Source organism: Shewanella sp. HN-41 (assembly GCF_000217915.1).
Classification (GTDB): domain Bacteria; phylum Pseudomonadota; class Gammaproteobacteria; order Enterobacterales; family Shewanellaceae; genus Shewanella.
The window spans coordinates 12,377-33,557 of sequence record NZ_AFOZ01000037.1 but is presented as its reverse complement, the minus strand read 5'-3'; the positions used below and the strand labels follow the sequence as shown (position 1 = coordinate 33,557).

Sequence of the window (21,181 nt, the reverse complement as noted above, 5' to 3'; positions counted from 1 at the left end):
ACTGAGAACTGTTGAGTGTACTTAAACGCAGCGGTATAAGTGATAGAAAAGGTGAGTGGCTATGCTGCATTTGAATTACAACCATCTGTATTATTTTTGGATGATTAAGAAAAAGGGCTCGGTTGCTAAGGCGGCTGAAGCCCTCTGTTTAACACCGCAAACCATAACGGGGCAGATCCGTGCCTTAGAAGACAGACTTAAAGGGAGTTTATTTAAGCGAGTAGGGCGCACCTTAGAGGCGACTGAATTGGGTGAGTTGGTGTTTCGTTATGCGGATAAAATGTTCAGTCTTAGCTACGAAATGCTGGATCTACTTAATTATCAAAAAGATGATGCGATCCTTTTTGAAGTAGGCATTGCCGATGCCTTATCTAAGGCCCTCGCTAGTCGTGTTTTGCTAACTGTAGTCCCGAACGATGGATCGATGCATTTGGCTTGTTATGAAGCGACGCACGAGAGTTTGATGGCACGGCTGCGTGAACATAAGCTAGATATAATCCTCTCGGATTGTGCGGGCGAGTCTTTGAAGTACCCTGAAATCCTCTCTAAGAAGCTTGGCGAATGTGGCGTGAGTTTCTTCTCTGCCGATACCTATAGTGCAGATTTTCCGGCTTGTTTAGAACAAGGTCAGTTACTGATCCCTGGGCGTAGAACTTCCCTTGGTCAGCAGTTATATCGTTGGTTTGATGAACAAAATCTCAATGTGAGTATTTTAGGTGAGTTTGATGATGCGGCAATGATGAAGGCATTTGGATACTTGAAGCGGGGCATTTTCGTTACGCCGTCTATTTATCGTCAGGAGGTCATCTCCCATGGTATGCATTTACTCGGTGAAACCCTCGATGTCAAAGAGGAATACCATGTGATGTTTGCCGAGCGGATGATCCAACACCCGGCGGTAAAACGATTATTAGACACGGATTTCAGTGATTTATTTGCGGGTCTCGATGCTCAAGTGCAGCAATGCTAATTTTGGACGTTGCACGAGTCCTTAATCGACACCCTAGTGAATGAACTGGTAGACTAAGGCCAAATTTGTTTTGGGAGAAAAACCTTGGAATTAATGAACATTGCACGGGTGCGTTGGGCATGTCGCCGCGGAATGCTGGAGCTAGACGTACTGTTTCAACCTTTCGTCGAACATGTTTATCAAGATTTGTCCGATGAAGATAAGGCCGTGTTTATTCGCTTGCTAGAATGTGAAGATCCGGAATTATTTGCGTGGTTTATGGGCCATGAAATCTGTCCTGATGCCGAATTAGCTCGTATGGTAGTTAAAGTCCGTGGAAGAGCGGCACCATAGTTTTAGTGTCAAAGCGTCCTTCGACCAACGACTCTCGTTGGTCGTTTTTATTTCTGTTTGTCTATCATCATTACTCGTTTGGCCCCAAACTGATTCCTTTGGCATTCTTCTATTAAAACTGACGGTTATTTCGCTGAATGTGTGTTTTTTGCTGTATCAACTTTGGCGGCTTAAAGATTGGCAGTTAAGCTTTATACTCAATCTAAAAGGTGAAGGGCGGCTTTCTACGGGGGAGCACTTTCAGGTTTTGCGGCGAACTTGGGTGACCCCATTTGTATGTTTGATGTATCTGGATATCGACGCTAAAGCTAGGTTATTGCCACTTTGGGCTGATATGTTTACCGATGCCGATTATCGCCATTTATGTCGTTTACTGCTAAATGCCAAAACATTGCAGGCTAATTCTCACACTGAGATTTAGCCTGCAGAATGTTGAAGTGGTTTTTACAGGCTTATTTCTCTGGCTGTAAAATGGTCGGCAGTGGTGAGTCTAGTTTGCCTGGATGATCAATATTGTAGTGCAGCCCACGACTCTCCTTACGCTCCATTGCACAGCGAATGATCAGTTCTGCCACCTGCACTAGGTTACGCAGTTCGAGCAGGTTATTGCTGACCCTGAAGTGGCTGTAATATTCTTGGATTTCCTGCTGAAGCATCAAACAGCGGCGCAGTGCACGTTCGAGACGCTTATCTGAGCGCACAATGCCGACATAGTCCCACATAAATAGCCGCAGTTCGTGCCAATTGTGGGCAATCACAACCTCTTCATCCGAATTTGATACTTTACTCTCATCCCAAGGTGGAATTTGTCCTGGTAGGGAGATTTTATGCAATTGGCTCTCAATATCCTGTGAAGCGGCGCGGGCAAATACTAGGCATTCGAGCAGGGAATTGCTAGCAAGACGATTAGCACCATGAAGGCCGGTATAGGCGACTTCGCCAATGGCATAGAGCCCATTGAGATCCGTTTGCCCATGCAAGTCTGTCATCACGCCGCCACAGGTGTAGTGGGCGGCGGGGACGACAGGGATAGGATCTCGAGTGATATCTATGCCTAATTCTGAGCAGCGACTGTAAATCGTCGGGAAATGCTTGATGATAAAGTCGCTGTCTTTATGGCTAATATCCAAATAGACACAGTCGGCCCCGAGACGCTTCATCTCATAATCGATAGCACGGGCCACAATATCACGGGGAGCAAGCTCGGCGCGTTCATCAAAGTCTGGCATAAAACGGCTACCGTCGGGGCGACGCAGATAGGCGCCTTCACCGCGGAGTGCTTCGGTTAGCAAAAAGTTACGCGCATCGGCATGGTATAAACACGTCGGGTGGAATTGGTTGAATTCCATATTGGCGACACGGCAACCTGCACGCCATGCCATGGCTATGCCATCACCGCTGGCGACATCGGGATTTGAGGTATATTGGTAAACTTTAGAACTACCACCCGTGGCCAAGGCAACAAATTTGGCCTTAACGGTTTCAACATGCTCGGCATTTCGGTTCCACACGTAAGCACCTAGCACTCTGTTTCCAGGGCGGTTAAGTTTACGGGTGGTGATAAGATCGATTGCGTTATAGCGTTCTAAAACTTGAATATTGGGATGGGCAAGAGCGCGTTCTTGCAGTGTCGTTTGCACTTCTTTGCCCGTCGCATCTGCGGCGTGCAAAATACGCCTATGACTATGTCCACCTTCACGGGTGAGATGATAGGGGGCATCCTTAGCATTTCCATCGTTGGTTTCTTCTTTATCGAAGGCTACGCCACATTCGATAAGCCATTGCATGGCACTTTTGGCGTTTTCTGCAGTAAAGGTCACTACTTCTTTATCGCATAAACCCGCTCCGGCGACTAAAGTATCAGCCACATGGGATTCAATAGTGTCACTTTCATCGAAGACGGAGGCTATTCCGCCTTGGGCATAGTACGTCGACCCTTCCGAGAGTGGGCCTTTTGAAAGCAGAATTACGTTTGCTTTTTCAGCAAGATGCAAAGCTAGTGTCAGACCTGCGGCACCGCTACCTATGACTAATATGTCAGATTGGTGTTCAACTACTTGTTTCATCGGGTATCATGATGTGACTGAGAGTGCCATCTATGGTAAACCAACTGACGAAATATGGGTACTTTCCTTTTATCCTTACTTTTTTTGTATAATTTTAAGAACTTTTTCAAAGCACGCTAGTCTACATAAGTGAATATGATTCGAGCGACTGAGAAATCAGCATTTTAGATTTGGGAGAAGTCGGCTCGGATGAGTGGACAAATAAGTGATCAACAATTAGTTGAGCGCGTGCAACGGGGAGATAAAAACGCTTTTAACCTGTTAGTGCTTAAATATCAAAGTAAAGTTATTAGCTTGATTTCGCGGTATGTGCGTAACCAAGCGGACGTTACCGATGTGGCACAGGAAGCGTTTATCAAAGCTTATCGGGCTTTGCCAAACTTTCGCGGAGAAAGTGCGTTTTATACCTGGTTGTATCGCATTGCAGTAAACACTGCGAAGAATTATCTCGTATCACAGGGGCGTAGGGCGCCCGCGAATGATGTTGATGCCGAAGATGCCGAATATTATGAAGGCAGTGATGCACTAAAGGAGTTTGCTTCCCCCGAGCGACTCATGTTATCGGATGAAATCAAAAAAGTGATTTTCGATACCTTAGAGGCATTGCCAGAAGAATTACGAATGGCCATCTCCTTGCGTGAACTCGATGGTATGAGTTATGAAGATATTGCCATCGTTATGGATTGCCCCGTCGGGACGGTAAGATCGCGTATCTTCCGTGCTCGAGAGGCCATTGATAAAAAGCTCCAGCCTTTACTGGAAGCCTAAGTTCTTATACTAAGAAAACTCTTATATTTAGACAGGTGAACAATGGATAAATTAGGTCAAGAATGGGTATCTGCCGCGGTCGATGGAGAGACTGATGCGCAAACCATGGCAGAATTAGTTGCCGATACGCATTCGCATAATAAATGGCATAACTATCACATGATAGGTGATGCTATGCGGGGTGAGTTACCTCAAACTATTGTGTTAGATCTTTCCGCTAGCATTGCCGCTGCAATTGAACTTGAACCTGCAATTGTCGCCCCTCAAGTGACTGCGCCTGCAGTCGATTATCCAGTAACGACACAAGTTGCTGTTAATGCTGGAAATAGCCGTGTTGTGCCATTGTTTAAGCAGTTTGGTCAATACGCTATCGCGGCAACCGTGGCCATGTTTGCGATTGTCGGCGTGCAGAACTACAACCAAACGGCCGATGATGAAGCGTCTCCGTCACCCGTGTTGATCACCCGTCCTTTGGTGGGCAGTGCTTCTCCAGTAAGTTTACAAACTGGGCCTGTGCAACAAAACCAAGGTTACACTAATGATCAAATGAACGAACAACGCCGTCGAATTAATACTTATATTCAAGATCATATGTTGCAACAACGATTGAATACTGGGGCGGTTATAGAAGACAATACCGAGGTTATTCCCGTTCCTGTCAATCAGTAGTAAGGAGTTAGCTTGCGTCTAATCCTGTTGGCTTTGTTAGCCTTGGTATTTCCTGCTATGGCGCAGGAAGATATGCCCGCCAAAGTCTGGCTCGATAAAATGAGTCAGGCTTTAAAAGAGAAAGAATTTAAAGCATCGATTATTCAACTTCAGGCCGATCACATTCGGCCTTTGGTTTATCTTCACGGTAAAGTAAATGAGCAGGAAGTTGCTTTTTTAGAGTACCTCAATGGTCCCCCTAAGAATGCGGTACGTGTGGGGAATCGTGTGACTTTTATTGAACACGACCAACCAGCATACAGTATTATTTCCAATCATATTCAAGGTGTTTGGCCCGCGGCATTTTCCGCCCAAATGAACGATTTAGAAGTCGGTTATCAATTCGTGCTCGGTGGTCGAACACGTATTGCGGGCCGCCCTGGGCAAATGATCCGCTTGTTACCCAATGATGAATATCGCTATGGTTTTCAGATCTGGCTCGATATGGAGACATATTTGCCGCTGCGATACGACATGCTGACTCAAGACAAACAATTGCTTGAGCAGATCATGGTGATTGAACTCATCGAATTCAATGAGCCGCCCACTATTTTACAGGAAGCCTACAAACAAGAGTGGCCAGCGGTTATCGATCAAGCGGAGCGGCAAGATGGTCAAAATTGGCAATTCTCTTGGTTACCTGCGGGTTTCACCGTCGTTGTACGCGACCATCACCGTTTAATTGGGAGCCATGAAGCGGTGGAATATATTGCATTGACCGATGGACTCGCCAATATTTCCGTTTATGTGGCCAGAGCGGGCTCGAGTCCATTGCCGGAGGAGTTAATCACCCGCAATGGTTTATCGTTGGTCTCTGAAAAAGTGGGTAATGCTGAAGTGGTCGCCGTAGGTAAAGTGCCGACAGAAACCCTTACGCGAATTGCAAAAAGCCTCAGACTAGAATAGGGCGCAGCACTATGATGGAAGAAGTGGCAAGGGTGATTGCCTGTGATAATCAGGGCTGGCTCAGGGTTGAAGTTGAGCTTAAGAGCACCTGTAAGAGTTGCAGTAGTAGCGAATCCTGCGGTACTTCCGCTGTGGCGCAGGCTTTTTCAGCCAAGACCCAACAATTCTCCATTCAAAGTGAGCGTCCCTGCGAACCCGGTGAACTTTTGAAGTTGGGTCTTCCCGAGAGTGTTATTCTAAAAGCGGCCGCCCTGGTCTACCTTTTGCCTTTATTGGGTTTGTTTGTCGGGGCAGTTTTAGGGCAATTTGTTGGTAATCTCATCCAATTTAATCCTGATCTGAGTGCCATGGCTTTTGCTGCCCTTGGAACTTTGTTGGCTTGGTGGTTTGGAAAACAGCGGGCAAAATGGCTCGAAGTGGACGCAAAGCCCGTGATTTTGGCTTATTTAGGCATGGGTGTCAGTTTGGGTAAATTAACCGATTAGTTTCAGTCTATTAGTCGTTTAGCATAGGAAGTTAATTTGAGACTTTCATACCTTTTGGCGGCATAAATGCAACTAGGAGTGAATCTGATTGGTATTGAAACCGCAATCAGGTACAATTTCGCTCCTTTGAACCGTATCCATTTTCAGTATTAGTCATTGCAGCATAATGAAACACATTAGAAACTTCTCAATTATTGCCCATATCGACCATGGTAAATCGACGCTATCAGATCGTCTTATTCAGGTTTGTGGCGGTTTAACCGACCGTGAAATGGATGCTCAAGTGCTCGATTCTATGGATCTTGAGCGTGAGCGTGGTATCACGATTAAAGCACAAAGTGTCACCCTAGACTACAAGGCTAAAGATGGCCAAGTCTACCAACTCAATTTTATTGATACCCCTGGACACGTTGACTTTTCCTATGAGGTGTCACGTTCATTAGCGGCCTGTGAAGGCGCACTGCTGGTGGTGGATGCGGGTCAGGGCGTAGAAGCTCAGACTCTGGCAAACTGTTATACCGCACTGGATATGAATTTGGATGTGGTGCCTATTTTAAACAAGATCGACCTACCGCAAGCCGACCCTGAGCGTGTTGCCGCCGAAATTGAAGATATTGTCGGTATCGATGCGATGAATGCCGTGCGTTGTTCCGCTAAAACCGGCGTCGGCGTCGATGATGTATTAGAAGTGATCGTTGCACAAATCCCGCCGCCTGAAGGTGATCCTGATGCGCCACTGCAAGCCTTAATCATAGATTCTTGGTTTGACAGCTACTTAGGCGTAGTGTCCTTGGTACGCATTAAACACGGTAGCCTGAAGAAAGGCGACAAGTTCAAGGTAATGTCTACCGGACAAAACCACACTGCAGACCGCGTAGGTATTTTCACTCCAAAGCAAACCGACAAGGCCGAGCTAAAAACCGGTGAGGTAGGTTTCGTGATCGCAGGTATTAAGGAGATCCACGGCGCGCCAGTGGGTGATACCTTGACACTGGCGAAGAATGGTGCGGATAAGCCTTTGCCTGGTTTTAAAAAGGTAAAACCGCAGGTTTACGCGGGCGTATTCCCGATTTCGACCGATGAATATGAAAACTTCCGTGATGCGTTAAACAAACTCAGCCTGAACGATGCTTCATTGTTCTTCGAACCTGAAAGTTCATCGGCCCTTGGCTTTGGTTTCCGTATTGGCTATTTAGGCCTGCTCCATATGGAAATCATTCAAGAACGTTTAGAGCGTGAATACAATCTTGAGCTGATCACTACGGCACCGACGGTAGTCTATGAAGTGGTGATGACTAACGGTGAAGTTGTCTATGTCGATAACCCGTCAGATTTACCCGCGATTAACAATATCGAAGAAATGCGTGAGCCGATTGTTGAGGCCAACATTTTAGTGCCAAAAGAATACTTAGGTAACGTCATTACTCTTTGTATTGAAAAACGTGGCACGCAGGTGAACATGGTTTACCACGGTAATCAAGTGGCCGTGACCTACCATCTACCAATGGCGGAAGTGGTGATGGATTTCTTCGACCGCTTGAAATCAACCAGCCGCGGTTATGCTTCGCTCGAATATAACTTTATTCGCTTCGATCCCGCAGACATGGTGCGCTTAGACATCTTGATTAACGGCGACAGAGTCGATGCTCTCGCTATGGTCATCCACAGATCAAACATTCGTCACCGCGGTTTAGCGTTAGTTGAAAAGATGAAAGAGCTGATCCCACGTCAAATGTTTGATATTGCGATTCAAGCAGCCGTTGGCAGCCAGATTATTGCCCGTTCAACCGTAAAAGCCCTACGTAAAGACGTTACGGCTAAGTGTTACGGCGGCGACGTTTCCCGTAAGAAAAAACTCTTAAATAAACAAAAAGAGGGTAAGAAACGGATGAAGCAGGTGGGTAACGTTGAGGTGCCGCAGGAGGCATTTTTGGCGGTACTTAAACTCAATGAGTAGTCCTGAGTAACAGCATGACAATTTAGTCAACTATTGCGCCGCAGTTTGCGGCGCTTTAGTTAGGTTATCGCATGATTTTGTGGTGTTTATGATGAAATGCGGTAAGTTAACTAAAGCTCGATAGTCGAAATACAATAGTCGCTAAGTTAAGAACCTTTAATTATTTCAAGGCAGGAGTTCAATAAGCAATGGCAGCCTATTTTTCCATTATTTTAGTGCTGGTAACCCTGATCTCAGGGCTTATCTGGTTAGTCGATGTGCTAATGTTTGCCCCTAAGCGTCGCGAGAGTTTGGCGCTGGCAAAGGCATCACAAGCGAATTTAACCGAAGAAGCCGAGTACCAAATCATTCGTGAGTCGACCATAGTCGAAACTGCGCATTCTATCTTCCCTGTGATTGCCTTTGTGTTGCTCCTGCGTTCCTTCATTTATGAGCCATTTCAAATCCCCTCGGGGTCTATGATGCCAACCCTGTTGGTGGGCGATTTTATTTTGGTGGAAAAATTTAGTTATGGCCTCAAAGATCCCGTATGGCGAACTAAACTGGTTGAAACGGGCAAGCCTGCACGTGGCGATGTGATTGTGTTTAAATACCCAGAGAATCCGCAAATTGACTATATCAAACGCGTTGTCGGATTACCGGGTGATCGAGTTATTTATCGTAATAAGCAGTTGATGATCCAAAAGGCCTGCGGTGCTCAGCAGACCAATTGCCCTGAAGCGGAAGTGGTTGCGCGTACCGAGATCAGTCGTGGTGATTATAGCCAAGATGGGGTGCCATTATTACGTTATAAGGAGCAATTGGGCGAAGTGGCTCACGATATCTTAATCAACCCAAGCCGTCCTGATATGCTGGGTTACTTTAAACGTGAAGGTAACTTACCAGCAGGTGAGTTCCTCGTGCCAGAGGGTCATTACTTTGCCATGGGGGATAACCGTGATAACAGTACCGACAGTCGCTTCTGGGGCTTTGTCCCCGAAGAAAACCTGGTTGGTAAAGCGGTAGCGATTTGGATTAGTTTTGAATTTGACCGCACACCCGCCGATTTCCTCCCAACTTGGGTACCAAGCGGTGTGCGTTTTGAGCGTGTAGGTGGAATAAAATAGCATGGAACCGATTAAAAATTTGCCTCGTTTGTGTCGTACCTTAGGTTATGAGTTCAAGAAAATTGAGTTGTTAACCCAAGCCTTGACCCATAGAAGCGCGGCAAATAAACACAACGAACGTCTAGAGTTTTTAGGTGATTCTATTTTATCTATCGTGATATCCGATGCACTTTATCATCAGTTTCCGAAGGCGACTGAAGGCGATTTAAGCCGGATGCGCGCCACCTTAGTGCGTGGCGACACTTTAACGCTTATTGCCCAGGTTTTTAAACTAGGAGACTATTTATACTTAGGTCCTGGTGAATTAAAAAGCGGTGGATTCCGCCGCGAATCAATTCTTGCCGATGCGGTAGAAGCCATTATCGGCGCGATTTATCTTGATTCAGATCTAGAGATCTGTCGTAAGTTATTGCTGAACTGGTATGCCGAGCGTTTAGCGGAAATTAAACCCGGCATAAGCCAGAAAGATGCTAAAACCTTGCTGCAAGAATATTTACAAGGGTTAAAAAAGCCACTACCAGATTACCAAGTAATCAATATAGAAGGCGATGCCCATGACCAGACATTCACCGTTGAATGCCGTATTGAAGACTTGAGCCAAAGTGTAATAGGGGTTGCGAGTTCACGCCGCAAAGCCGAACAGATCGCCGCGGCGCAAGTATTGGAGTTACTGAATAAATGACCAAAAAAACAGACTTGCCAGCTGTCGATGCCGCTAACGCGAGCAATGAGCCGAGCTTAGATGAATTACTGGCAAGGATGAATGCAGCGAGCGCGGCGGCGCCGTCTGTTCACTACGATGTGACCTACTGTGGCATGGTGGCGATTATTGGACGCCCTAACGTGGGTAAATCGACTCTGCTGAACCGTTTGCTTGGGCAAAAGATCAGTATTACCTCGAAAAAACCGCAAACGACCCGCCACCGTATCATGGGTATCCATACCGATGGTCCTAAGCAAATCGTGTTTATCGATACGCCGGGGCTGCATATTGAAGAACAACGCGCCATAAACCGTTTGATGAACCGTGCAGCAGCCAGTTCACTTGCCGATGTTTCTATGGTGATTTTTGTTGTCGATGGCATGACTTGGACCGCCGATGATGAAATGGTATTAAGTAAACTGCGTCGCGGTGGCGAAGAGCGTAAAACCATTTTAGCTATTAATAAAGTGGACAATATCAAAGATAAAGAAGCCCTTTTCCCCTATTTGGAAGAAGTGGCGAAGAAGTATCCCTTCGATGAAATTCTGCCGATTTCAGCCAGTAAAGGCACTAACGTTAAGCGGATTTTGGAATTAGCGGCTGACTCCCTGCCGGAGAACCCCTTCTTCTTCCCTGAAGATTATGTGACTGACCGTTCACAGCGTTTTATGGCCTCTGAAATTGTCCGTGAAAAACTGATGCGATTCCTCGGCGACGAATTGCCCTACGATGCAACGGTTGAAATCGAGCAATTTAAGATGATGGAAAACGGCGTTTACCAAATTAACGCCCTGATCCTCGTTGAGCGCGAAGGCCAAAAAACGTATGGTAATAGGGAGCAAGGGCGAGCGTATTCGTACTATTGCGACCCAAGCTCGTTTAGATATGGAAACCTTATTTGATAATAAAGTTTTCCTCGAAGTGTGGGTGAAAAGTGAAATCCGGCTGGGCCGACGATGAGCGTGCCCTACGTAGCTTAGGTTACGGTGACGATTAATTTTTGCCATTTGAGCATGCTTATCGATGAAACGTGGTTATGTTCTACATCATCGTCCATACCGTGAGTCCAGTGCCTTAGTTAACCTGTTGGTTGACGGCATTGGACGAGTCGATGCGGTTGCCAGAGTGGGCAGTGGTAAACGCTCTATCAAAAGTATTCTCCAACCCTTTCAACCGCTGATCTTTGAATTTAGCGGCAAGTCTGAATTAAAAACCTTAACGCAAATTGAAGCGGCGGCTCCCGCCGTTCCGCTTAGCGGCCACAGCCTATATGCTGGCATGTATATCAATGAGTTGCTGATACGAACCTTGTCTGTTCAGCACAATGCCGAAGCGTTATTCCTTATTTATCATCGCGCCTTAGTCGGTCTTGCAGCAAATTTTTGCCAATCTCAGCTGCGTTATCTTGAGTTAGCGCTACTGCGGGAGTTAGGAGCTATGCCCTCCCTTAGTCGCGATACCCAAGGTGAGGCGCTGATCCCTGAAGATTACTACCAACTCATCCCCGAGTTAGGCTTTCAATTTGTGCTTAATTCCCGTGCTCGCAACGCTTATCAAGGGGCGATGCTAACGGCACTTAACGATAATCAATTAGTGGAGGAGCATTTTTTAAGTGCAAAGCGGTTGATGCGTTCTATGCTACAACCTCTGCTTGGCACTAAACCTTTGCTCAGCCGACAATTGTTTCAGAGTGCCTTGACGTCAAAGTATGATGGGGATAATTCACCCGAGTAGCTGTTTTTAGTGAGCGTCTCAGTGTTTTTTCATCTGGGTGTCAGTACAATAGGGCGCAATTTCAGCGTTAATTCTAGCCTTACAAACATAAAGGAGTTCCCGATGAGCCGTATCTTATTGGGTGTAAATATCGACCATATTGCGACCCTACGTCAGGCGCGCGGCACCAATTACCCCGATCCAGTCCATGCGGCAGCCGTTGCAGAACATGCGGGGGCCGACGGTATCACTATCCATTTGCGTGAAGACAGGCGTCATATCATCGACCGCGATGTGTATTTATTAGCAAAAACGTTAAAAACCCGCATGAACTTCGAGTGTGCCGTTACCGAAGAAATGCTCACTATTGCCTGCGAAGTGAAACCCACTTATGTTTGCTTAGTACCTGAAAAGCGTCAGGAAGTGACCACAGAAGGTGGCTTAGATGTGGCAGGGCAACTTGAGAAAATCACCGCCGCAGTGGCTCGTTTAGCCGCAAATGGTATTCAAGTATCCTTATTTATTGATGCGGATAAGACCCAAATCGATGCCGCGGTTGCTTCTGGCGCACCGGTGATCGAAATCCATACGGGTTGCTATGCTGATGCGAAAACAGAAGCAGATGAAGCCCGTGAATTAGCCAGAATCAGCGAAATGGCAAAATATGCCCATGGCAAAGGGCTTATTGTCAATGCGGGCCATGGACTGCATTACCACAATGTTAAGCCGATAGCGGCGATCCCTGAGTTGTACGAACTCAATATTGGCCATGCCATCGTTGCCCGTGCGGCTATCGATGGTTTAGCAACCGCCGTTAAAGATATGAAAACCCTAATGCTTGAAGGGCGTCGGGGCGAATAATGGCAATTGTTGGGCTTGGTACTGACATAGTTGAAATCGAGCGCATCACGGCCCATGTGGCACGTTCCGGCGATAAGCTGGCTAAACGTGTACTGACAGAGGCTGAGTTCGATATCTATCAACAGCATAGCCAACCGAGCCGTTATTTGGCTAAACGTTTTGCCGCCAAAGAGGCCGCAGCTAAAGCTTTGGGGACGGGGATTGGACGTGGGGTATCTTTCCAGCATATCCACATTGGGAATACGCCCGATGGTGCCCCGACGATTGATTTTACGGAAGGGGCGCTGCAGCGTTTAGCTTTGCTCAATGGCATGGTCGGGCATATTTCAATCGCGGATGAAAAATCCTACGCAATCGCTACTGTTATTATCGAGTCTCGCTAACAGCTTGGTCTGTGTCATTAAGGGAGCCTTATGCTCCCTTTTTTATCGCGTTAAGATGGATTGCAACATTTTTGTTACTTTTTACTGTTCAGCTTCGCATTTTTGGGCTAGGTTAAGGTCAAAAGTTATACTTAGATGCAAATAAATTTGCAGGGACACAGCAAAAGGAGCCCCAGATGAAATCCGCCGTAGAGCAGTTATCAACCTATAAGAGTGTGCATTTAAATCATCGAAATATTCAAACGCACTTTATTGGTATTCCATTAATTATTTGGTCGGCATTTTTGTTGTTGGCGACTGTCAGAGTGCCACTTGGAAGCTTGGGAGAAACCAGCTTAGGACTGATCTTAGGTGTCGTTGTGCTACTGTATTATGTCCGCTTACACCTGAAATTGGCTATTGGGCTAACCCTTTTTTTAATTCCCGTGCTCTATACCACTGAACTGGTATCACATTCGGCTAATGCTATCTGGCTGGCGTTGGGCGTTTTTATCCTAGGTTGGGTTTTCCAGCTTATTGGGCATCGATATGAGAAAGCCAAACCTGCCTTTGTGGATGACTTAAATCAACTGCTTATCGGGCCGTTTTTTTTAATGGCCGAAGTGTATTTTATGCTAGGTCTGGAAAAGTCGCTGAATGAGGAAATCACGCCCATAGCGATCGAAAAACGCCGCGCCATCGAGGCGCAAAAAAATATCTAGTTTTCTCGGGGGAGAGCAAAATCGGCTGAACCTATTGGGTTCAGCCGATTTTTTATATGGGGTAATGTGTGGCTTATGAGCGTGGCGGGTGGTAATGCTGCGGGATCAGTCGTACCGTTTTGACCATATTATCAGCCACTTCAATGACCTCTAATGGATAACCCGCGAGGCGTAAACTGGTGTTTTCCGAGGGGATCTCTTCTAAATATTCCAAGATTAATCCATTGAGTGTCTTAGGACCGTCCGTTGGAAAATTCCACTTCATTTCTTTATTGAGATCTCGGATGCTGATGCTGGCGTCGATCAAGTAGCTACCATCTTGCTGGATATTAATATCTTCGCTCGGCGTCGCAATCATTGAGGTGGTAAAATCGCCAACAATTTCCTCCAAAATGTCTTCTAAGGTGACTAGGCCTTGGATATCGCCATATTCATCCACCACTAGGCCTATCCGTTCCTTATTGTGCTGAAAATTCGCCAACTGCACATTTAACGGTGTGCCTTCGGGAATAAAATACAGTTCCTTTACGGCGCGCAATAGGGAGGATTTACTGAATTGTTCCTTAGATTGTAGACGCAGGGCATCACGCAGATGAATAAAGCCAACCGCATCGTCAATGGTGTCACGGTAGACTAATACTCGGGTGTGTGGGCTTTGAATAACCTGGCGATTAATGACTTTAAATTCATCATTAACATTAATGGCGTAAATATCCGAACGTGTCACCATAATATCTTCAACGGTGACTTTCTCTAAGTCTAGGATAGATAACAACATTTCTTGGTGACGTTGGGGGATGAGCGCCCCCGCTTCATGCACTACGGTGCGCAATTCTTCCTGGCTTAAGGCATCACTACTGCTGATACTTTTGATACCGAATAAACGCAATATGCCCGTAGTGATGAGGTTTACGCTGGTAACAACATAGGCAAATACTGTCGACAGCACGATAAGGAAGAAGCTCGATGGGAATGCAATACGTTCTGGATTTAATGCAGCAATGGTTTTTGGGGTTACTTCCGCAAAAACTAATACGACTAAGGTGAGGACCCCTGTGGCGATCGCGACCCCTAAGTCTCCCCAGAGTCGCATACCAATGATTGTCGCAATGGCTGAGGCTAAAATATTGACTAAGTTATTACCGATCAGGATTAAACCTATTAAGCGGTCAGGGCGTTCTAACAATTTGAGGGCGCGAATGGCGCCCTTATGGCCATTGGATGCTAAATGCCTTAGACGATAGCGATTGAGGGTCATCATGGCGGTTTCTGAGCCTGAAAAATAGGCAGAGAATAGAATGAGCACTAGTAAAAAAATGAGGAGTGCGCTTGTCGATATAGCGTCCAAAAAGTCGATCCCAAATTAGCCAGCAAACTTAAGTAAATACCGATATTTCAAAGGAGTGTCAAGCCAGCGAAGGCATTCATCATATCGCAGGCTTAACATTATTAGCTGAGGATTAACTCTTTAACAATACGCGCGCCAAAATAAGCCAGTGAGAGCAGGGTTGCACCCGTTAAAGTGTAAATAACGGCGGTGCGGATCTTGCAGCCGACCGAATATTGCTGCCATAGCATAGTGATATACACGAACCAAGCCATAATCGACAGAATTGCCTTATGGCCTTTGCCATCGGCAAACATGTCATCGAGGAATATAAATCCAGTGGCGAGGGATAAACTCAGCAAGATAACGCCAATGATCACAAGGTGATATAGCTGTTTCTCAACCGTCATCAATGGTGGAATACCCGGACTTAACATCAGTTGTTTCTTCTTGAGCTTATTTTGGATCATCGCCAGCTGAATCGCATACAGGGCGGCGATCATTAAGGCACTGTAGGCCATAAGTGACAGCACTACATGGGCTAAGACTTCAGGGTAAAGCTCAAAGTGGGTAATAAACTTGGGCGGCAATAACCACAGTAGCGCAACGGATAACACGGAACAGGCATAAACCACCGGAACGACCACAATCACTTTTAGTCGGAACATCAACACAGTAAAGGTGAAGGCGATAATCCAGTTCACTAATGAAATCACATTAGTCAGACTGAAGTTTTGTCCGTCGCTGGTAAATATCGCTTGGGATAGCGCCGCGGCATGTAAAATAACGGCAATCGCCGCCACACCCGCAACGGCTCGGCGATTAGGCCCCTCAGGGTGGAACAGTCGACTTGTCACTAATACCAATGCAATGCAGTAAAAAAACATGGCTGAGGCGGAAAAAATGACCATGGGTAATTAACCTATTCGTGTTGTTAAAGGTGCCTTAAATTCCCGCAGAATCCTGCATCTTCAGGTTGTTTGGGTATTAACTTGGCATACAGATCAATATTTTCCTTAGAATAACATGAGCTGTCGACAAATGGGCAGTGACATGAGTTGCAAAATTTAGCAGATTCTTATTGTTAGGAGTAAATAGTTCGCCTCTAACGGTAAAATATGAGCCAGTGCAAGAAAAATGCTTAAGTGCCCGCAAGATGAGTGTGGCAGTAGCATAATGCGCCCGCATCGTTATAATACAGTCCATTAATCGAGATCCTTAAAGGTATAGAGCAGGATAATGTTTGAGAATCTAACCGACAGACTGTCACGCACGCTGAAAAATATCAGTGGCCGTGGTCGCTTAACTGAAGAAAACGTTAAGGAAACCCTGCGCGAAGTGCGTATGGCACTGCTGGAGGCCGATGTTGCCCTGCCCGTGGTGCGTGAGTTCGTTAACAATGTCAAAGAGCGCGCCGTTGGCCAAGAAGTGGCGAAAAGTTTAAGCCCAGGCCAAGCCTTTATTAAGATAGTTCAAAGCGAACTTGAAAAATCCATGGGCGAGGCGAATGAAGCCTTAGATTTAGCGACTCAGCCACCCGCCGTGATTATGATGGCAGGTTTGCAAGGTGCCGGTAAAACCACCAGTGTTGCCAAGTTAGGTAAATTACTGCGTACTCGCCATAAGAAATCGGTATTAGTGGTCAGTGCTGACGTTTATCGCCCTGCGGCAATCAAACAGCTTGAGACCTTGGCTAGTGAAGTCGATGTGGCGTTTTTTCCATCGGATGTGAGCCAAAAACCCATAGATATCGCGAAAGCGGCCATTGCCCACGCGAAACTCAAATTTATTGATGTGGTGATCCTCGATACCGCTGGCCGTCTGCACGTCGATGAAGCCATGATGGATGAAATCAAGGCGCTGCATGCTGCGGTTAAACCCATCGAAACTCTCTTCGTTGTCGATGCGATGACGGGGCAAGATGCGGCCAATACCGCCAAGGCCTTTAATGAAGCCTTGCCGTTAACGGGCGTCATCTTAACTAAGGTCGACGGTGATGCCCGCGGCGGTGCGGCATTATCGATTCGCCATATCACAGGCAAGCCAATTAAATTCCTCGGGGTGGGTGAAAAGACCGATGCCCTAGAGCCTTTCCATCCGGACCGTATTGCCTCACGTATTTTGGGCATGGGCGATGTGTTATCGCTTATCGAAGAAGTTGAACGCGGCGTCGATAAAGAAAAGGCGATGAAGCTGGCTTCGAAGGTGAAGCAGGGCGGCAGCTTTGATTTAGAAGATTTCCGTGAGCAGTTACAGCAAATGAAAAACATGGGCGGCATGATGAACATGCTGGAAAAGTTGCCCGGTGTCGGCCAATTGCCACCAGAGGCCTTAGCACAGATTCAAGACGGCAAGATGACGGGCCAAATGGAGGCCATCATTAATTCTATGACGGCCAAAGAGCGCAAAAACCCGGATTTAATCAAAGGCTCACGTAAACGTCGTATCGCAGCGGGTTCAGGTACACAAATCCAAGACGTAAACCGTTTATTGAAACAGTTTACCCAGATGCAAAAGATGATGAAAAAAATGTCGGCCAAGGGCGGCATGCAAAAAATGATGCGCGGAATGCGTGGCATGATGCCGGGTGGAATGAAATTTCCCGGACGTTAATTTCAACAATTTTGACCAAAGTTAATGTTTTATCAGTCGGTTGATTAAGCTTAGACCGACGAGCGCACTAGGGTGGCAGGTTTAATAATCGCCAGATTTGGTTGCATTCGTTGAAAAGTCAGGTAAAATCTTCCGGCTTTCTATCTGGGACTCTTCGCGAACACGGGGTTCCAGTTTTTATTTTTGCTTCAAGCAAATCATTAGAGGATTGAAAACGCATGGTTACCATTCGTTTAGCTCGTGGCGGCGCTAAAAAGCGTCCATTTTACAACATCGTTGTTGCTGACAGCCGTAACGCTCGTGACGGTCGTTTCATTGAGCGTGTTGGTTTCTTCAACCCATTGGCCCGCGGCCAAGAAGAAACTTTACGTTTAGACCTAGCTCGCGTTGAGCACTGGGTTTCTAACGGCGCTGCGACAACTGATCGCGTAGCAAAATTGATCAAAGACGCTCGTAAAGCAACTGCTTAATAGCGTTAAGGTATAGATTGATGAGCAGTAACCAACAGCCAGTCGTACTGGGGAAATTAGGCTCCTGTCATGGCATTAAAGGTTGGCTGAAAATCACCGCCTATACCGATTCTGTTGAAGGTATCTTTGACTATTCGCCTTGGCTTATTAAAGAAAATGGTGAATGGCGTGAAGTAAAGGTCACTCAGTGGCGATACCAAGGCAAGGCCGTAGTAGCCGAACTTGAAGGTGTCAACACGCGGGAGAGAGCGCAAATGCTCACAAATTGTGAGATTGCAATCCTGCCGCAACAGATGCAAGCATTGCCAGAAGATGAATTCTATTGGCGTGATCTCATCGGTTGTGAAGTGGTCAATACAACGGGTTACAACATGGGCATAGTCGATCAGATCGTGGAAACAGGATCGAACGATGTGCTGTTAGTTAAGGCCAACACTAAAGATAGTTTCGGCAAAGTGGAACGTATGATCCCCTTTGTCCCAGAGCAGTTCATCAAAACGGTGGATCTGCAAGGTAAACAGATTTTAGTGGATTGGGATCCTGACTTCTAAGTCGAGGTACAACAGATGTGGTTAGGGGTAATAACCCTGTTCCCAGAGATGTTCCGTGCCGTGACAGACTTTGGTGTTACGGGTCGAGCCGTGAAAAACGGCCTGCTGGAGTTGCAAACCTGGAATCCCCGCGATTTCACCCATGATAGACACAGTACGGTAGATGACCGACCTTACGGCGGTGGTCCCGGCATGTTGATGATGGTGCAACCCTTGCGCGATGCCATCCATGCAGCGAGAGCTGCTGCGGGTGAAGGTGCGAAGGTGATTTACTTGTCACCTCAAGGACGTAAGCTGGATCAGCAAGGCGTTTCTGAGTTGGCGCAATCATCACGTTTGATTTTGGTCTGTGGTCGATACGAAGGTATTGATGAACGCATTATTCAAACGGAGGTGGATGAGGAGTGGTCAATTGGTGATTACGTGCTTTCGGGCGGCGAATTACCAGCAATGACACTCATAGATGCAGTATCGAGATTGGTTCCTGGCGTGCTAGGAAAACAAGCCTCGGCGGAGCAAGATTCTTTCTCCGACGGTCTACTGGATTGTCCTCATTACACTCGCCCTGAAAGCCTAGATGGACTCGATGTGCCAGCGGTGCTGCTAAGTGGCAACCACGAACAAATTAGACTCTGGCGTTTACAGCAAAGCCTTGGTAGGACTTTTCTAAGACGACCAGAATTATTTGAAAATCTAGCTCTGACTGACGAACAAACGACTCTTTTAGCGCAGTTCGTTGAAGCAATGGACAAGCATGCTTAGTCGTAGCTCAGTTAATTCTAGAACGGAGTAAGTTATGAACAACATCATTAAAATGCTCAACGATGAGCAAATGAAACAAGACGTACCTGCGTTTGGTGCTGGTGATACAGTAGTAGTTCAGGTTCGTGTTAAAGAAGGTGACAAAGAGCGTTTACAGGCTTTTGAAGGCGTTGTAATTGCTAAGCGTAACCGTGGTCTGCACTCTGCATTCACAGTACGTAAAATCTCTAATGGCGAAGGTGTTGAGCGTGCATTCCAAACGCACAGCCCGCTGATCGCTAGCATTGAAGTTAAGCGTCGTGGTCGCGTTCGTCGCGCCAAACTGTACTACTTACGTGATCGTTCAGGTAAATCTGCACGTATCCGTGAAAAGCTGGCTACTAAGTAATAGTACCCGCTACAGAAAACAAGACGTAGTGTTCGCACAGAAAACCGCCCTAGTGGCGGTTTTTTGTTATTGTTTTTTAAGTCAATTTCCGCTTGTTGCTGTCTCTTCGCGTTGCTCAAGTACTATTTCTAACACTTCTCCTTGATCTTCAAACCGTTTGCAGGCATAGTGACTCCCTATTGTAATGGTGTAGCATTACGGAATTACATTGGTGATGTCATCATTTTTTACGAACAAACTCACACCCAAGCTTTTGAAGATGAGCTTTAAAACAGGGTATAACACTCAGTCTCAGGTGGTAAGCATGCAGCAGGATACGATAAATAACGTACACATTAGTTCAGAGAAGATCTTAATTACGCCGCAAGAGCTTAAAAATGCGCTGCCACTCTCCGAACATGCCTATCGTTATATCCTCAATGCCCGCAAAACCGTCGCCGATATTGTCCATAAACGCGATAACCGAGTGCTGATTGTCGCTGGCCCTTGCTCTATCCACGATATCACTGCGGCTAAGGAATACGCCTTAAAACTTAAAAAGTTGCACGATGAGCTCAGTGATGAGTTTTATATTTTAATGCGAGTGTACTTTGAAAAGCCGCGCACCACAGTGGGTTGGAAGGGGATGATTAACGATCCCGATATGGACGAGTCCTTCGATGTCGAGAAGGGCTTAAAGATGGCTCGTGAGCTGATGATTTGGCTGGCCGAACTCGAGTTGCCTGTCGCCACCGAAGCGCTCGATCCTATCAGCCCACAATATATTTCTGAGTTAGTGACTTGGTCGGCGATTGGTGCTCGCACCACTGAATCGCAAACCCATAGGGAGATGGCTTCGGGCCTGTCTATGCCCGTCGGCTTTAAAAATGGCACAGATGGTAAGCTCGATGTGGCAATTAATGCACTTAAATCGGCGGCCAGTAGCCACAGATTTATGGGCATTAACCAGCAAGGCCAGGTTGCACTATTGCAAACGGCGGGTAACCCCGATGGGCATGTGATCCTGCGTGGCGGCGCGACACCCAATTACGATGCCGCCAGCGTGGCTGAATGTGAAGCGCAGCTACATAAGGCCAAGCTCAATGCTCGCCTTATCATCGATTGTAGTCATGGTAACTCCTCCAAGGATTATGCACGGCAAATTCCCGTGTGCGAGGATGTTTTTACACAAATCTACCATGGCAATAAGTCTATTATCGGTGTGATGTTAGAAAGTCATTTAAATGAAGGAAATCAGAGCTGTGATAAGCCATTAAGCGAGTTAGCGTACGGTGTTTCTGTGACGGATTCCTGTATTAATTGGGAAAAAACCGAAACCGTTTTACGCCAAGGTGCATCGAAGTTATCTTCGATACTCACCACACGTTTTAATACGTTGAAAGTGGCAAATGCCTAAGTGCTTAATGGACT

General features: G+C 46.5%; 23 protein-coding genes and 1 pseudogene. 21 read left to right on the top strand and 3 right to left on the bottom strand.

What is annotated here, in order from left to right; genetic code table 11:
* Positions 1-61 precede the first annotated feature (61 nt).
* The 3 genes from nhaR to SOHN41_RS13480 all read left to right on the top strand — a co-directional run bounded on the left by nhaR (position 62) and on the right by SOHN41_RS13480 (position 1,724).
* Entirely contained in the window at positions 62-970 is a 909-nt protein-coding gene (gene nhaR / locus SOHN41_RS13490) for a transcriptional activator NhaR (protein ID WP_007649902.1), read from the top strand.
* Between the two features lie 84 nt (positions 971-1,054).
* Complete coding sequence (locus SOHN41_RS13485) at positions 1,055-1,303, top strand: succinate dehydrogenase assembly factor 2 (RefSeq protein WP_007649901.1); 249 nt, start codon at positions 1,055-1,057, stop codon at positions 1,301-1,303.
* Positions 1,284-1,724, top strand: coding sequence for a protein YgfX (locus SOHN41_RS13480; protein ID WP_037459162.1), 441 nt, complete (start codon positions 1,284-1,286; stop codon positions 1,722-1,724). Before SOHN41_RS13485 ends, SOHN41_RS13480 begins: the two co-directional genes overlap by 20 nt.
* A gap of 31 nt (positions 1,725-1,755) precedes the next feature.
* Here SOHN41_RS13480 and nadB read toward each other — a convergent pair whose 3' ends face one another.
* Positions 1,756-3,369 carry an L-aspartate oxidase gene (nadB, locus tag SOHN41_RS13475; protein ID WP_007649899.1) on the bottom strand — a complete coding sequence of 538 codons (1,614 nt, stop codon included), beginning with the start codon at positions 3,367-3,369 and terminating at the stop codon, positions 1,756-1,758.
* 189 nt (positions 3,370-3,558) lie between these two features.
* Here nadB and rpoE point away from each other — a divergent pair, with 189 nt between their 5' ends.
* The 12 genes and pseudogenes from rpoE (at position 3,559) to SOHN41_RS13415 (ending at position 13,660) form a co-directional block, all read left to right on the top strand.
* Positions 3,559-4,137: an RNA polymerase sigma factor RpoE gene (rpoE, locus tag SOHN41_RS13470; protein WP_007649897.1), complete on the top strand. Its 579-nt coding sequence runs from the start codon at positions 3,559-3,561 to the stop codon at positions 4,135-4,137.
* Positions 4,138-4,179: 42 nt separating this feature from the next.
* Positions 4,180-4,806, top strand: a complete 627-nt coding sequence (locus tag SOHN41_RS13465; RefSeq protein WP_007649894.1) for a sigma-E factor negative regulatory protein — start codon at positions 4,180-4,182, stop codon at positions 4,804-4,806.
* 12 nt (positions 4,807-4,818) lie between these two features.
* Complete coding sequence (locus SOHN41_RS13460) at positions 4,819-5,751, top strand: MucB/RseB C-terminal domain-containing protein (protein ID WP_007649892.1); 933 nt, start codon at positions 4,819-4,821, stop codon at positions 5,749-5,751.
* An 11-nt stretch (positions 5,752-5,762) separates the two neighbouring features.
* Complete coding sequence (locus SOHN41_RS13455; protein ID WP_007649891.1) at positions 5,763-6,236, top strand: SoxR reducing system RseC family protein; 474 nt, start codon at positions 5,763-5,765, stop codon at positions 6,234-6,236.
* 166 nt (positions 6,237-6,402) lie between these two features.
* Positions 6,403-8,193, top strand: coding sequence for a translation elongation factor 4 (gene lepA / locus SOHN41_RS13450; RefSeq protein ID WP_007649889.1), 1,791 nt, complete (start codon positions 6,403-6,405; stop codon positions 8,191-8,193).
* Between the two features lie 188 nt (positions 8,194-8,381).
* Positions 8,382-9,299 carry a signal peptidase I gene (gene lepB / locus SOHN41_RS13445; protein WP_007649888.1) on the top strand — a complete coding sequence of 306 codons (918 nt, stop codon included), beginning with the start codon at positions 8,382-8,384 and terminating at the stop codon, positions 9,297-9,299.
* A 1-nt stretch (position 9,300) separates the two neighbouring features.
* Positions 9,301-9,981, top strand: a complete 681-nt coding sequence (gene rnc / locus SOHN41_RS13440) for a ribonuclease III (protein WP_007649886.1) — start codon at positions 9,301-9,303, stop codon at positions 9,979-9,981.
* Positions 9,978-10,999: pseudogene (era, locus tag SOHN41_RS13435) on the top strand (GTPase Era). Before rnc ends, era begins: the two are co-directional and overlap by 4 nt.
* A gap of 26 nt (positions 11,000-11,025) precedes the next feature.
* Entirely contained in the window at positions 11,026-11,736 is a 711-nt protein-coding gene (recO, locus tag SOHN41_RS13430) for a DNA repair protein RecO (protein ID WP_007649882.1), read from the top strand.
* A gap of 102 nt (positions 11,737-11,838) precedes the next feature.
* Positions 11,839-12,576, top strand: coding sequence for a pyridoxine 5'-phosphate synthase (gene pdxJ, locus SOHN41_RS13425; protein ID WP_007649880.1), 738 nt, complete (start codon positions 11,839-11,841; stop codon positions 12,574-12,576).
* The gene (acpS, locus tag SOHN41_RS13420) at positions 12,576-12,959 is read left to right on the top strand and encodes a holo-ACP synthase (RefSeq protein ID WP_007649879.1); all 384 of its coding nucleotides are present in this window, start codon (positions 12,576-12,578) and stop codon (positions 12,957-12,959) included. Before pdxJ ends, acpS begins: the two co-directional genes overlap by 1 nt.
* A 176-nt stretch (positions 12,960-13,135) precedes the next feature.
* The gene (locus tag SOHN41_RS13415; protein ID WP_007649877.1) at positions 13,136-13,660 is read left to right on the top strand and encodes a DUF962 domain-containing protein; all 525 of its coding nucleotides are present in this window, start codon (positions 13,136-13,138) and stop codon (positions 13,658-13,660) included.
* A gap of 73 nt (positions 13,661-13,733) precedes the next feature.
* On the opposite strand, the gene SOHN41_RS13410 is transcribed toward SOHN41_RS13415, so the two are convergent.
* Positions 13,734-15,008, bottom strand: a complete 1,275-nt coding sequence (locus SOHN41_RS13410) for an HlyC/CorC family transporter (RefSeq protein ID WP_037459160.1) — start codon at positions 15,006-15,008, stop codon at positions 13,734-13,736.
* Between the two features lie 101 nt (positions 15,009-15,109).
* The gene (locus tag SOHN41_RS13405) at positions 15,110-15,898 is read right to left on the bottom strand and encodes a cytochrome C assembly family protein (protein ID WP_007649874.1); all 789 of its coding nucleotides are present in this window, start codon (positions 15,896-15,898) and stop codon (positions 15,110-15,112) included.
* Between the two features lie 328 nt (positions 15,899-16,226).
* Here SOHN41_RS13405 and ffh point away from each other — a divergent pair, with 328 nt between their 5' ends.
* From ffh to SOHN41_RS13375, 6 genes are all read left to right on the top strand, one after another.
* On the top strand, positions 16,227-17,600 hold the full coding sequence (gene ffh / locus SOHN41_RS13400) for a signal recognition particle protein (protein WP_007649872.1): 1,374 nt from the start codon (positions 16,227-16,229) through the stop codon (positions 17,598-17,600).
* 218 nt (positions 17,601-17,818) lie between these two features.
* Positions 17,819-18,070 (top strand): 30S ribosomal protein S16, encoded by a 252-nt coding sequence (gene rpsP / locus SOHN41_RS13395; protein ID WP_007649870.1) that lies wholly within the window; start codon positions 17,819-17,821, stop codon positions 18,068-18,070.
* A gap of 20 nt (positions 18,071-18,090) precedes the next feature.
* Positions 18,091-18,621, top strand: coding sequence for a ribosome maturation factor RimM (gene rimM / locus SOHN41_RS13390; RefSeq protein ID WP_007649868.1), 531 nt, complete (start codon positions 18,091-18,093; stop codon positions 18,619-18,621).
* 15 nt (positions 18,622-18,636) lie between these two features.
* Positions 18,637-19,383 carry a tRNA (guanosine(37)-N1)-methyltransferase TrmD gene (trmD, locus tag SOHN41_RS13385; protein ID WP_007649866.1) on the top strand — a complete coding sequence of 249 codons (747 nt, stop codon included), beginning with the start codon at positions 18,637-18,639 and terminating at the stop codon, positions 19,381-19,383.
* A gap of 34 nt (positions 19,384-19,417) precedes the next feature.
* Complete coding sequence (gene rplS, locus SOHN41_RS13380; RefSeq protein ID WP_006080791.1) at positions 19,418-19,771, top strand: 50S ribosomal protein L19; 354 nt, start codon at positions 19,418-19,420, stop codon at positions 19,769-19,771.
* Positions 19,772-20,075: 304 nt separating this feature from the next.
* Positions 20,076-21,167, top strand: a complete 1,092-nt coding sequence (locus tag SOHN41_RS13375; RefSeq protein ID WP_007649849.1) for a 3-deoxy-7-phosphoheptulonate synthase — start codon at positions 20,076-20,078, stop codon at positions 21,165-21,167.
* The last annotated feature ends 14 nt before the right edge of the window (positions 21,168-21,181 follow it).